This is a genomic window from Meiothermus ruber DSM 1279 (assembly GCF_000024425.1).
In the GTDB taxonomy this organism is placed as follows: domain Bacteria; phylum Deinococcota; class Deinococci; order Deinococcales; family Thermaceae; genus Meiothermus; species Meiothermus ruber.
This window is the reverse complement of the sequence record NC_013946.1, coordinates 296,645-309,367: the sequence shown is the minus strand read 5'-3', so window position 1 is coordinate 309,367 and position 12,723 is coordinate 296,645. Positions and strand designations below refer to the sequence as shown.

At 64.1% G+C, this 12,723-nt stretch carries 13 protein-coding genes; 5 read left to right on the top strand and 8 right to left on the bottom strand.

Features of this window, described 5'->3' with window-relative positions; all coding sequences use genetic code 11:
- Positions 1-10: 10 nt before the first annotated feature.
- The 3 genes from MRUB_RS15975 to MRUB_RS01700 form a co-directional block, all read right to left on the bottom strand.
- Complete coding sequence (locus MRUB_RS15975) at positions 11-220, bottom strand: hypothetical protein (protein ID WP_013012635.1); 210 nt, start codon at positions 218-220, stop codon at positions 11-13.
- Between the two features lie 561 nt (positions 221-781).
- Entirely contained in the window at positions 782-1,750 is a 969-nt protein-coding gene (locus MRUB_RS01705) for a D-alanine--D-alanine ligase family protein (protein ID WP_013012634.1), read from the bottom strand.
- A gap of 300 nt (positions 1,751-2,050) precedes the next feature.
- Positions 2,051-2,965: an SDR family oxidoreductase gene (locus tag MRUB_RS01700; RefSeq protein WP_013012633.1), complete on the bottom strand. Its 915-nt coding sequence runs from the start codon at positions 2,963-2,965 to the stop codon at positions 2,051-2,053.
- A 73-nt stretch (positions 2,966-3,038) separates the two neighbouring features.
- Here MRUB_RS01700 and MRUB_RS01695 point away from each other — a divergent pair, with 73 nt between their 5' ends.
- Both MRUB_RS01695 and MRUB_RS01690 read left to right on the top strand, forming a co-directional pair.
- On the top strand, positions 3,039-4,004 hold the full coding sequence (locus tag MRUB_RS01695) for a helix-turn-helix transcriptional regulator (protein WP_013012632.1): 966 nt from the start codon (positions 3,039-3,041) through the stop codon (positions 4,002-4,004).
- A gap of 39 nt (positions 4,005-4,043) precedes the next feature.
- A complete protein-coding gene (locus MRUB_RS01690; protein WP_013012631.1) occupies positions 4,044-4,376 on the top strand; it encodes a hypothetical protein in 333 nt (110 codons plus the stop codon).
- Positions 4,377-4,380: 4 nt separating this feature from the next.
- Here MRUB_RS01690 and MRUB_RS01685 read toward each other — a convergent pair whose 3' ends face one another.
- Complete coding sequence (locus tag MRUB_RS01685; RefSeq protein WP_013012630.1) at positions 4,381-5,187, bottom strand: DNA-formamidopyrimidine glycosylase; 807 nt, start codon at positions 5,185-5,187, stop codon at positions 4,381-4,383.
- Between the two features lie 140 nt (positions 5,188-5,327).
- Here MRUB_RS01685 and MRUB_RS01680 point away from each other — a divergent pair, with 140 nt between their 5' ends.
- Complete coding sequence (locus tag MRUB_RS01680; RefSeq protein WP_013012629.1) at positions 5,328-5,588, top strand: glutaredoxin family protein; 261 nt, start codon at positions 5,328-5,330, stop codon at positions 5,586-5,588.
- 53 nt (positions 5,589-5,641) lie between these two features.
- Here the strand turns inward: MRUB_RS01680 and MRUB_RS01675 are convergent, their stop codons facing one another.
- The 3 genes from MRUB_RS01675 to MRUB_RS01665 all read right to left on the bottom strand — a co-directional run bounded on the left by MRUB_RS01675 (position 5,642) and on the right by MRUB_RS01665 (position 9,862).
- Complete coding sequence (locus tag MRUB_RS01675) at positions 5,642-6,838, bottom strand: hypothetical protein (protein ID WP_244403984.1); 1,197 nt, start codon at positions 6,836-6,838, stop codon at positions 5,642-5,644.
- Positions 6,839-6,873: 35 nt separating this feature from the next.
- Complete coding sequence (locus MRUB_RS01670; RefSeq protein ID WP_013012627.1) at positions 6,874-7,482, bottom strand: AfsR/SARP family transcriptional regulator; 609 nt, start codon at positions 7,480-7,482, stop codon at positions 6,874-6,876.
- 538 nt (positions 7,483-8,020) lie between these two features.
- Positions 8,021-9,862 carry an arginine--tRNA ligase gene (locus tag MRUB_RS01665; RefSeq protein WP_013012626.1) on the bottom strand — a complete coding sequence of 614 codons (1,842 nt, stop codon included), beginning with the start codon at positions 9,860-9,862 and terminating at the stop codon, positions 8,021-8,023.
- Positions 9,863-9,918: 56 nt separating this feature from the next.
- Between MRUB_RS01665 and MRUB_RS01660 the strand changes: the two genes are divergently transcribed.
- Complete coding sequence (locus MRUB_RS01660; protein ID WP_013012625.1) at positions 9,919-11,037, top strand: M20 family metallopeptidase; 1,119 nt, start codon at positions 9,919-9,921, stop codon at positions 11,035-11,037.
- Complete coding sequence (locus MRUB_RS01655) at positions 11,034-11,516, top strand: YbaK/EbsC family protein (RefSeq protein ID WP_013012624.1); 483 nt, start codon at positions 11,034-11,036, stop codon at positions 11,514-11,516. Before MRUB_RS01660 ends, MRUB_RS01655 begins: the two co-directional genes overlap by 4 nt.
- Here MRUB_RS01655 and MRUB_RS01650 read toward each other — a convergent pair.
- Positions 11,513-12,715, bottom strand: a complete 1,203-nt coding sequence (locus MRUB_RS01650) for an adenylosuccinate synthase (RefSeq protein WP_013012623.1) — start codon at positions 12,713-12,715, stop codon at positions 11,513-11,515. The two genes, MRUB_RS01655 and MRUB_RS01650, sit on opposite strands and share 4 nt — an antisense overlap.
- Positions 12,716-12,723 lie beyond the last annotated feature (8 nt).

Below are 12,723 nucleotides of genomic sequence, written 5' to 3'. Positions count from 1 at the left end.
TAAAAACTTTCTAAAAATAAACCCCAATTCGGAAAAGCCAAATTTCTCTGAACTGCCCCACCAGAAGGCGCCAGGTGGGGTCGCGCTCCATCAACCTGAGGAGGCCATAGCCCAGAAGCACCACTCCGACCAGCCGATGCCCTCGCAAAAAGCACTCCTTCCGCCAGGCCACCTGTGCCTTGAGCGCCCAGCTCCGATAGCCCCTGTCCCCCGTGACCACCCGATACCTCCACCCCATCATGCGCGTGGGCCAAAGCCAGCAGCGCCCGTCGCCAAAAGCCCTGCTCATCCACCGGCGCGTGCAAGCGCAGCCCGTAAAAGTATGGACGGTTGGCGTGGTCGCGACCGATGCTACCGGGGAGTCTGGCCCGCGCCAGGGCGGCGGTGGGCAGCTTCCTGGAATCCATGGGAAGACAGGGGGCGGGGTTGAGCAGAGCGGCCCGAATCACCTGGGGAAGTGGCTTCCCTTCGCGTGCGCAGAAGGTGGAGGGTGCGGGCACCTGATGCCCATGCGAATAGCTTCATTGCTATAGCAGGGCTTACGTCCTTGTGTGTCTGGGCAGGAGCAGGGCGCGCACGGCTGCTGCAATCCCCAGTAGGGACGGGTAATGTCGTATGAGCAGCCTCCCGTCCCTTATTTCTACCGGGTGTCAGGTTCTTTTCCGAATTGGCGTGAAGTTACCTGGCCAATCCCATCCACATCCTTCACCCAACTGCGTACGTCCTATCGGTATTGAAGTGCCCCATGCGTGAGCCAGGAGCGGCTGTTGTGTTGCCTGGCTCAGCGCTCGAGGGCCAGCCGCACCAGCCGGTCGAGCAGGTCGGGGTAGGCCAGGCCGGTGGCCTGCCAGAGCTTGGGGTACATGCTGGTGGGGGTGAAGCCAGGGATGGTGTTGAACTCGTTGAGATAAAGCTCCCCCTGGGGCGAAAGGAAAAAGTCTACCCGGGCCATCCCGCGCACGCCCAGGATGCGGTAGGCCTCGAGGGCGGTGGCGCGAATCTCGTCCGAGAGTTCGGGGGGGATGGGGGCGGGCAGGTGAAGCTGGGCTTTGCCCTCGGTGTATTTGGTCTCGTAGTCGTAGAACTCGGACTGGTAGGTAATCTCACCCACCACGCTGGCCTCGGCATGAATGTTGCCCAAAAGGGCCACCTCGAGCTCCCGCACCCCCTCGATGCCCTGCTCCACCAGCACTTTATCGTCCCAGGCGAAAGCCTCAGCCAGCGCTCGGGTTGCGTCCTGGTCGGCCTTGACCTTGGAGATGCCCACCGAGGAGCCGGTGTTGGCCGGCTTTACAAAGTAGGGCGGGGGGAAGGGGGGCTGGGGTGTTGGTTCGCCTTTGTACAGGGTCACCCAGGGCACCACCGGGATACCGGCCTGGCGCAGCACCCGCTTGCAGAGGTCCTTGTCCATGCACAGCGCCGAGCTGGCCACGCCCGCCCCCACATAGGGCCGCCGCAGGAGCTGTAAAAACCCCTGGATCACCCCATCCTCGCCCAGGGGGCCGTGCAGCAGCGGAAAGACCACGTCGTAGTGTTGCCAGGGAACGGGGGGCGGGAAGGGGTGGGTGCCCTGCTCAGCCACGCCGGCCCGCAGGGCTTCGTACGCGTCCTCCCCCAGCAGCCACCTGCCATCTTTGGCGATCACTACCAGTTCGGTGGGGTGGGGCATGGCCGCCAGCACCCCCCGCGCCGAGGAGAGCGAGACCTCGTGTTCGCCGGGGGGGCCACCGGCCAGCAGCAAGACCTTCATTCTTGTGCTCCTTTAGCGCGGTTCACTTCTTTTTTCCAAGCTTGCCCGAAAACATACTTCGGAGCACAGGTGTAGGCGTGCGCTGGCGCTTTGGCAATAAAAGGGCCTGGGAGAGCCGTTTTTTGTACCGCAGGGACAAGGTTTTTCTCGAAACCCCCCCCAATCCAGTCTGAATAAAGGGAACGCACAGGAAGGTAAAGTACGGTGTGTATATTACTCACGATGTGTATTGTCCAATGCCGAGGTCAGTACGTCAAACCGGCAGCAAGGCGGGCGAATCGAAGCCTTGCACTGCGCTCCTCAGGCTTCGGCGGCCTTTTTGCCTTCGTAGAACTCCTGCCAGTGCGGGGCTCTGCCGTCTATATCGGTGAAACCGTACTCACGGCTCAGGTGCCAGGTGGCCAGGGCCTGGCCTGCCTTTTCGTGAACCTTTGGATCGGTAGCCAGCGCGACAACCGCCCGACCAATGTAATGCGGGGTCTCCGACTCGGCGTAGTAGGGGTCTTGGGCAATGGCATCGCGCCAGTTGGCCTCGCTCACCCCAAAGTGCTCCAGCATCGCCTCTGAGCGCAGGAAGCCAGGGGTGAGGGCCAGGGCGGTGATGTTCGCGCGAACGGGGTTGGGCTGGCCCAATACGTTGATGCGCTGGCCCTTGAACTCCTCGGCCATGTTGTGCGCGAGACGGATTACGGTGGTCTTGACCAGATCGTAGAAGAAGTTTCCGCGGTAGTTCAGGGTATCCCCGTCGGTGACCTCGACAATCAGGCCGCTATTCTGCTCGAGCATCAGCGGCACCGCGTAGCGGCTGGTGAGCAGATGGCTATAAACCGAGCGTTCCAGCAGTCGCCAGCCCAGGGCCATGTCCATCTCCCAGAAGGGCTTGCCCCACTCGATCAGGCCATCGCCACCCCAGACGTCGTTCACCAAGATATCCAGTCGGCCTTGCTCCGCTTTAACCTGCTCGAACAGGGCCTTGACCTGGGCTTCTTGGGTATGATCCACCCGCACCGCAATCCCCGTTCCGCCCGCCTTGGTGACCAGTTCTGCAGTCTCCTCGATGGTTTCGGGGCGGTTCAGATCGGAGGGGTTGCCGCGCGTGCTACGGCCCGTGCAGTAGACGGTTGCGCCGGCTGCGCCCAACTCCACCGCAATGCCCCGCCCACAGCCTCTGGTCGCCCCGGCCACAACCACAATTTTCTCTTTGAGATTAGACATAAAGTCCCTCCATGGTTCAGCCTAGACCCGTTATATGTCACCTTCTGTCATATTGGTGGGGTAGGGTTGAGGTATGCGGGCGGATCGTCTGGTTTCGATACTGTTGCTGTTGCAGACCAGAGGGCGGGCTACCACGGCAGAGCTGGCCAAGCGCCTCGAGGTCTCCCCACGCACCATCCACCGCGACATGGAGGCCCTCACCGCCTCGGGTGTACCGGTCTACGCCGAGCGGGGTAGCAAGGGGGGGTGGCGGCTCCTGGAGGAGTACCGCACCAACCTGACTGGCCTTAGCCAGCCGGAAATTATGGCGCTGTTTGCACTCAAACCCACCCAACTCCTGCGCGACCTGGGCCTGGGCAAAGCCGGTGAAAATGCCCTTATCAAGATGCTGGCCGCCCTGCCTGCTGCCCAGCGGCGGGGGGCCGAGTACGCGCGTCAACGTATTCTGGTAGACATTCAGCGTTATCAGGAAAAAGTTCCCTTGTTGCCTGTTTTGCAGGAAGCGGTCTGGCAAGACCGAAAGCTACGGCTGGTCTACGAACCGATGGAGGGGCAACCGGCCGAGCGCACCGTAGACCCGCTGGGCCTGGTGGTCAAGGGAAGCGTGTGGTATCTGGTTGCCTCCAGACAGGGCGAACTGCGCTCGTACCGTGTTTCGAGAATCCTCGAGGCCAGCGTGCTGGACGAACCTTCCCAACGCCCTGCCGACTTCGACCTCGAGGCCTACTGGCACAAAGCCCGCGCCGACTTTCGCGCCAAAATTCCCTCCTACCGCATTTGGGTTCGCGTTCAAGAAAAGGTGCTGGCGCGTTCCAACCCTGCCAGCCACTGGGGGCAGCTCGAGCACTGCAAGCCGGCAGGCGATAGCTGGCTGAAAGCCCAGATTCGCTTCGAATACCCCGAGCAAGCCTTGGGCTGGGTCTTGGCCGCTGGCGCCGGGGTGGAAGCCCTCGAGCCGCTCGAGTTCCGCAAGCAGGTGCTCGAGGCGCTGAGCAAAGCCCTGGCGTTGTACCAGACCCAGGCTCGGCCTGTGAGCTGACCAAAGCTACCAGCCCTGTCTCTGGCTTAAACTGAGCGAATGAGCTGGCTTGTGGTTTTTCTGGCCCTCTTTGTGCTCATCGCCCTGTTTGGCCTGGTCAACTACTGGGGCTACCGGCGGGTCGAGCAGGCCCAGCAGGCCTGGTTTCGCCAGATGCTGGGGGAGGGGGTGGATCTCGAGGCCTTCCTCCAGTCGGCCCCTTACGAGTACAGGCCCCTCAAGGGCAGCAAGGCCTACGGCATCGTGGACAAGCGCACCGGTGAGGAAGTCTACCGGGTCAAAACCCCCGAGGAGGCCGAGGCCTGGATCGTGACCAACACCCTGGCCGAGCAGGGAAAGCTGCCACAGGCCGGGTCGGAAAAGTCGGGCTGAACTGCTAGCGGCTATTTTGCTGGCACTGCGGGCAGAAGTGGGTTCCACGCCCGCCCACCACAATTTTGGCAATCCGGCCCGTGCAGCCCTTGCGCTTGCAGGGCTGGCCGGTGCGGTCGTAGGCGTTGTGCTGGAACTGAAAGTAGCCGGGCTGGCCATCGGGCTGCCGGTAGCTCGCATCCGAGAGCGTGGAACCTCCAGCCTCCACCGCCCGCTCCATCACCACCCGGATGGCCTTGTACAGCCGCCGGACTTCGGGACTTGAAAGCGAGGCGGCAGGCCGCTCGGGGTGGATCTGGCTCAGCCACAGCGACTCGTCGGCGTAGATGTTGCCCACCCCGGCCACCGCCTCTTGCGCGAGCAGCACCTCCTTGATTTTCCGGGGGGTGCGGAGTGCCTGCTGGAAGTGTGCGAGGGTGAAATCGTCCGAGAGCGGCTCGGGCCCCATGCGGCACAGCAGGTCAATTTCGCGGTAGTCGCCCGCCTCCACCACCCACCACTTCCCAAAGCGCCGGGGGTCGGTGTAGTAGAGGGTTTGGTGGGGCAGGTGCAGGGTGACCCGGGTATGGCGGTGCGGCTCAAAGCGAAAGCCCCCGGTCATACCCAGGTGCACGATGAGCTCGAGGTTCTCGTCCAGGTGAATAATCAGGTACTTGCCCCGGCGGGAAGTGCCCAGCACCCTGCGCCCCTCGGCCCGCTCGGTGTTGCGGTAGCGGGCGGGGTCTTGGTGCAGGAGTTGTTGGATGCGCTGGCCCAGCAGGTAGGGCTCGAGGATGCGCCGGGTGGTTTCCACTTCGGGTAGTTCGGGCATGGCCGTTTATGGTTATACCAGCCCCTGGCCGGAACAACCCTGTCGCACCCAACCAAGACCGCAAACCCCACCCCTCGGGCCAAACACGTCAGCAAACGCACAGTGCCTAGCCCGGGTCTTCTCTAAACTACTCGCTGGCCATGATTACGATGTACACAACCTCCTGGTGCCCCGACTGCCACGCCGCCAAACAAGCCCTGACCAGCCTCGGACTGCCCTTCCAGGAAGTCAATATCGAACACGACCCCACCGCAGCCGAGCTGGTAATGAAGGTCAACAACGGTAAGCGCAGCGTGCCCACCCTGGTGTACAAAGAACACGCCACCTCGCTGAGCCGCTTTTCCATCAGCAAGCTCAAAGCCTGGATGGAGCAGGTCGGCCTGCAAGCCGGCCAGCCATAGCAAGCACCGCCGTAGCAGTGTGTTGGGAAAGCCGGCCCCAGCCCGCAGCCAATTTAGCTTTTCCTGGCGGCTTCTACCGCGCTACGAAAAAATTCGAATACCTCCACTCTGGGAGCCGACTGCGCCAAAGGAGGCGGCGCCACGCGGTAGGAGGTGACCTCGAGGTCGATCAGGCCGCTCTCAGCGCTGCTGGTCAGGCGGATGCTAGCCCCGGCTGGCACCCGGAACCAGACATCCAGCTCTTCCTGCAAAGGCAACAACAGGGCGTTATCGGCCAGGGCCCCCGCCTGAATACCCGGGAGGAAGATGATGCGGGCTTCGCGGGGTTCTTGAATTTCAAGCATCAGAGGGGCAGCGCGCCCCGAGATGCCCACCCCCAGGGGGTTCTCTACGTAGGCATTGCCCTTGAGGTGCAGCAGCGAAGGTTCGTCATGCGCCGCCCAGATAATGCCCGAAGCGCTGCTCATGGAGGGGGTGCGCATCCAGCGCACATGACGCCCTTCGACCTCGAAGCCCTGTCCAAAGCGAGCCTCTTCCAGCAAGGCCAGTTCGCTGCCTCGAGCCGCCTCGCCGGTACTGGGGCCCATCGGAAGGTTTTCGTGCATACCCAGCCAGGCCTTGAGGCCGTAGCGGGTCCAGCCCGGCAAGGTGTTGACAAAGGTGCCCCAGTCGGCGGTATCCCCGGCCATCAGGCGGTGGTAGGCCTCGGCCATGCGCTGCTCCTCCATCGCACACTGCAGGGCGGCCTGGCGGTGGTACTGCTGGCGCCGCCCGGGCTGCAACCCCAGGTACAGAACCCGGCGGCTGGCGTCATCGGAAAACTGCCACTGGCCGGCGTAAATTAACCAGCCACGGCGCTCGAGCTCGTCGAGGTAGGGCGTGGCCTCGAGGGCGTCCAGCAGACCCTGGCTGTAAGGGCCGGGGTGCACCGACAGGCGCTCCAGGGCCAGCCGGGCCTCCAGCGACAGCATCCGGGACTCGAGCTGCACCTGCGCCCGCACCCGCTGGGGCAAGGGCATCTCGGTGCCGTTGTGGGGCACAGCCAGCAGCTCCCGCAGGTGGCCGGGCGAGCCCCCCGAGGCCAGAAACAGCCGCGCCGCCTGGGCAAAGGGTAGGTTGGAAAGCATGGAAGCGCGGGCCTCCGCCCAGGACAGGGGCGGCAGGGTGATGTAGCGGGTGCGCTCGGCGGGGTAATGGCTTCTCAGCTCCAGGATGAGCCTGGGATCTTCGCCATAGGAGGAGCGCTCCACCACCCAAAGCCCGTCCCGGTCGGTAAGGATGCGTTCTATCGAGACATCGGCGTAGGGGGGCGCAGGTAGTGCAGGGCCTTGCCGCCGCCTCGAGGGCCCTCTAAAAAGGGCATCCCCAGGGCTTTAGCCAGGGCTTGAGCAAAGGCCGTGCGCCCGGAACCGGGCCGTCCGGTCAGAATCAACACCGAGGGCAACACGATCTGCGAGGCCACCTCCTGTACCAGCCGCTCCCGCCCCACCGTGCCGGAGCTGTTGGCCATGAGCTGTGAGCGCTGGCCCTCGAGCCAGGCTCTGAACTCCACCGAGATCTCCTCCAGCCCTTCCATGGGCGCCCCCGGCGCCGGGGTGCGATCCAGGGTCACGAAAGGCGGGAGCTGCAAGGGGTCTTCGCCGGCTTTAAACAGGGTGTAGCCCAGGGGGGCCAGGGCCTGACCCAGGCGGTGCAGCTCAACCCGCAGGTTCTGTGAGGCCGCCGAGTGGCCCCAGAGCAGGTCGGCCAGCACTTCGCGGCGGGTAGCCCCTTCCAGGGCCAGGTAGTACAGAATGGCCAGACCCTTGCGCTGGAGCTTTAATTCGCGGCCTTGGTACTCCAGCCGGGCCGGGCCCCATAGTTTGAGCTGAATGGGTCCTCCGGATTTATTCATGCACACACTCCTTGCTCAATTCCCCAAGGGCCCCAAGCGGTATATGGGCGACCACACACCTGTCCGGCATGAAGGCCCTGTTGGCTGTGGCGCGACGCTATGAGGGCATAAAGGCATACCACCAGGGCCAATTCAGCACGGGACTGTTTCAGCAAGCCCTGCCGGAAAAAAGTTTCAATCGGATGGCTTGAACCATCTCGCCTGTGCTTGCTACCTCCCCTTCTCAAGGCGTGAACTCCTCCGTTAAACCTCCCATGCAGGGTAACACGGTGAAAACCAACCCCTTGTGCAAAATGCACATCCACGTAACACCTGCAGCCCGAAGCAGGGTGTGATGAATAAACCCAGCAACGCACCCCGATGCATTTTCCGGTGCAGCCAAAGCCGTGGAAATTCGCAGCAGCAACCCACCCCCTGCCGGCTGGGCTAAACCAGCCGTACGCATCGTGTGGGGCAGGCCATTAACGGCGCCGCAGGACGACCAGTCCGCCCAGCCTGGAGCCGTCGGGGTGCAATTGCTTGCCGGAGCCCAGCAGCGTTACATGACCTCGGGGGCTTCCAGGCCCAGCAGGCCCAGGCCCTGCTTGAGGGTCTGGCGCAGGGCCTTGACCAGCTCCAGCCGCACCCCACGCAACTCTGGGGGCGCGCTGAGCACCGGGGTGGCCGGCCGGCCATCGGGGGTTTTGGCGTTGTAGAAGCTACTCCAGGCCGCGGCCAGCTCGAGCAGGTACTGGGCCACAATATGCGGGGCTTTGTTACGGGCAGCATCCTGCACGGCCTCGGGGAAGCGCAGCAGGGTCTTGGCCAGGGCCACCTCGTAGGGCGTGGCCTGGGTGAAGTCGGGGGCTTCCTGGATAACCCCTTGCTCTTCGGCCTTGCGCAGGATCGAGCCTGCGCGGGCGTAGGCGTACTGGATGTAGGGGCCGGTATCCCCTTCGAAGCTCAGGGCCTGGTCGTAGCGGAAGTCGATCTGCTTCTTGGCCTCGGTTTTGAGCATGGCGAAGCGCACCGCTCCCACCCCAATCTGCTCGGCGGCTTCCGCGGGGCTGGGGTGGTCGGGGTTTTTCTCGGCGATGACCGCCCGCACCCGCTTAACCGCTTCGTCCATCACCTCGTCCACCGAGACCACAATGCCCTTGCGCCCGGACATCTGCCGGCCCTCGAGCAGCACCGTCTCGTAGGCCAGGTGGAAGCACTTCTCGGCCAGGTCGGGCCGCCCTTCGACCTCGAGCGAGGCCTGCACCACCCGCAGGGCGTGGCTCTGGCGGGCGTCCACCACGTTGATGGTCTCGCTGGCCCCACCAAACGGCAGGGGCACGCCTTCGGGGTGGGTGCTGTACAGGGGCGCCCCGCTGGGCTGGGTATCGTAGGTCACGAAGCGCAGGCCCTCGAGCAGGCCCATCTTCCAGAACTGCAGGGCGATGTCCTTGGCGGTGTAGGTGGAGGTGCCGTTGGAGCGGATCAACACCAGGTAGGGGTCTTCCAGGCCGGGAATGAAAGCGCTGGTATCCATGACCAGGGCCCCCGCATACTTGCCCTCGGTAGGACGGGAAACGTAGGGCGAGCCTTCCAGGATTTTCATGGCCTTGCCCAGCAGCCCTTCCCGCACGATGTCGGACTCCCAGACCAGGGCGTTGTACTCGGCGCCCAGGCGGTACATGGTTTGCAGTTGGGCCCGCAGAATTTTGTCTACCGCGTCGCGCAGCTCGCCCGCCTCCAGGCGGTGGAGGGTGGATTGCACGCCCTGTTCGATGCGGGCTTTTTGCTCAGGGTCTTCCATGGCCTGGTGCAGCCGCACATAGGCCTCGCCCACCCAGTGGTCGTATTTGGTCTGGGCGGGGGCTTCCTTAAGGCCAAAATACTGCAGGGCATATAGGCTCTCGGCGGCCTGCCGCCCGGTGTCGTCGATGTAGTTCATTACTTCTACGTCGCGGCCCACAAAGCGCAGTATGCGCGCCAGCGAGTCCCCCAGGCAGATGTTGCGCAGGTGGCCGACGTGCAGCTCTTTGTTGGGGTTGACCGAGGTGTGTTCCAGAAGCACCTTGCCTGCAACCTTGGGGAAAGGCGCAACGGGCAACGTGGCCGACTTCACCAGAAAGGCCGGATCGAGCTCGAAATTCAAGTAGCCCCCCAGCACAAAAGTACGCCGAACCCAGGCCGGAAGCTGGATGTTCTGGAGCAGGTCGGCGGCAATCTGGGGCGGGGCTTTGCGCAGGGTGCGGGCCAGGCTCATGGCGACTGGCGTACCGTAGTCGCCTTCCTTGTCCGGCGGGGTTTCCTGTACGACAATTTCGGGCCACTCCTGCAGGCCCAGGGCCTCCAGGGCCTGGGCGATGGCGGCTTTGAGCTGGGACTTGATCTCGGGGCGAGATGCTAGCACCGAAATAGGATAACAGAAAGATTCCCCTAAGCCGCCCCAAACAGTAGTATGGGCCCGTGAAGCCGATCGAGTACCTTCAGCCCCAACTTCCAGCCATCCTGCAAGACCTCGAGGCCATCGTGACCCTCGAGGCCCCCTCCCACGACCTGCCCGGCCTGGCGAAGGTGGCCGACTGGATTGCAGCGCAGTTTGGGCCTTTGGGAAGCCTCGAGCGCGAAGAAACCCCCAACGGCCCGCTGCTAAGGGTGCGCATCCCGGGCGCGGGCAAAAAGGTGCTGGTGCTATGCCACTTCGATACCGTGCACCCGGTGGGGGCCTTTGCCACACCCTGGAAGATTGAGGGCGACCGGGCCTACGGCCCCGGCATCTACGACATGAAGGGCAACATCGTGCAGCTCCTGTGGGCCTTGCGCGCCAACCGGGCCCTGGGGCTGGGCCTGCCCACCCTCGAGCTGCTCTTCACCCCCGACGAGGAGGTGGGTTCCGCGGCCTCGCGCGCGGCCATCGAGGCCGGGGCTCTGCGCAACGACCTGGTGCTGGTACTGGAAGCCCCCATGGGCAACGGCGACCTCAAGGTGGCCCGCAAGGGGGTGGGCCAGTACCGCCTCACCGCCCACGGCAAGCCCGCGCACCAGGGCGTCGAGCCCGAGAAGGGGGTCAACGCCATCGTCGAGCTGGCCCATCAAATAAGCAGAATTGTGGCCCTGCAGGACTGGGAACAGGGCACCACCCTGGGGCCCAACGTGATCAAGGGGGGCACCACCAGCAACGTGGTGGCGGCCACCGCCTGGGTGGAGATCGACCTGCGGGTCTGGACGATGGCCGAAGCGGAGCGCATCGAGAAAGCGCTTAAGGCCCTGGAGCCGCTGCTGCCGGGTGCTACCCTCTCGGTGGAGGGCGGCCTGAACCGCCCCCCCATGGAGCCCAGCCCGGCCTCGCTCGAGCTCTTCGAGATGGCCCGGCGCATCGGGGCCGAACTGGGCCTGCACCTGGGGGCCGGCCGGGTGGGGGGTGGCTCCGACGGCAACTTTACCGCCGCCCTGGGTGTGCCCACCCTGGACGGGCTGGGCCTGTTCGGCGAAGCCGCCCACCAGCTCAGCGAGAATGTCTACATCCCCCAAATACCCACCCGGATCGCTCTGCTTAGCGGCATTCTGCACGAGCTTTCCCAATGAAACTATCCCCCAGCGCCCTGAAAGTACAGGCAGCCCTGAATCAGCGGGGCTTTGCTCACCTACAGGTGCAGGAGCTGTCGGCCTCTACCCGCACCGCCCAGGAGGCCGCCGCGGCGGTGGGCTGTGCGGTGGGCCAGATTGTCAAATCGCTGGTCTTTCGGGGAGCCGAGAGCGCCAGGCCCTACCTGCTCCTGGTCTCGGGGGCCAACCGGGTGGATGTGGCGCGGCTCGAGGCCCTTCTAGGGGAAAAGTTGGAAAAGCCCGACGCCGATTATGTGCGCCAGGTCACCGGCTTTGCCATCGGCGGGGTGCCGCCCGTTGGTCACGCCCAGGCCCTCGAGGCCCTCGTCGACCCCGACCTGCTCCAGTACGAACGGATCTATGCGGCCGCTGGAACCCCTTTTGCGCTGTTTGGCCTCTCGCCGGAAGAGCTGCTGGCCCTTACCGGAGGCCGCGTGGTGGCCCTGAAGAGCGACTAAACCCAGCTCACCGCCCCAAAGGTGTCCTCCCGGCGCGGGCTGGTAGAAAACATCACCACCGGGGTCTGGGTAAAGTCTTCGACCAGTTCGATAAACTGCTTCAGGCTGGCCGGTAGCTCCTCCCGGCTCTGAATGCCGGTCAGGTCGCCCCAGCCGGGAATTTCCGCGTACTTTACGCTACCGTCCGGCCGGTGCTCCACACCCACCTTGACCACCGGAAAACCCGAGAGCACGTCGAGCTTGGTGAGCACCAGGCCATCAAAGCCGTTCACCTCGCAAGCGTACTTGAGCAGCACCAGGTCGAGCCAGCCGGTGCGCCGGGCCCGCCCGGTGGTCACACCAAACTCACCCCCTTTCTGCCGCAAATACTCGTCCTCCTCACCAAAAAGCTCGGTGGGGAAAGGGCCGTTGCCCACCCGGGTGGCATAGGCCTTGGCCACCCCATAGACCTTGTTGATGGCCTTGTGGTTCACACCCGCCCCCACAATAATCCCCCCCACCGTGGGGTGCGAGCTGGTCACGTAGGGGTAGTCGCCGTAGTTGAGGTCAAGCAGGGTGGCCTGGGCCCCTTCAAACAAGACTTTTTTACCTTGCTGGATGGCCTCCCGCAGCAGGCGGCCGGTGTCGGTAATGTGAGGGGCCAGGATCTCGCGCATCCGGTAGAGGTCGGCCAGGGCTTTTTCAGGGGTATCCCAGCCCGCTTCTCGGGTCGAGTTGGGCTTCTCGGTCAGCAGGGTTTCGACCCGTTCTCTAAGCACTGCCTCGTTGAGCAGATCGCCGGCGCGGATGCCCACCCGCCGGGCCCGGTCGGAGTAGGCCGGCCCGATACCGCGCTTGGTGGTTCCCACAAAGTTGTTGCGGGCCTCCACTGTCTTATGGTGGGGCAGCACCAGGTGGGCCTTGTCCGAGACCAGCACCCTGGGGTTCAGTCCCTCGGCCCGGATGTTCTGCATCTCCTCGGCAAAGCGGTAGGCATCGATCACCATCCCATCGCCCAGCACGTTGGTGGCCTGGGGGTGAATAACCCCGGTGGGCAGCAGGTTCAGCTTGAAGGTTTTGCCCTGGGCCACCACGGTATGCCCCGCATTGGCCCCCCCCTGGTAGCGCACCACAAAATCGGCGTCTTCAGCGAGGGCATCGGTTACTTTGCCTTTTCCTTCATCACCCCACTGGGCTCCAATAATGGCGATTCCTGGCACGGGTATAG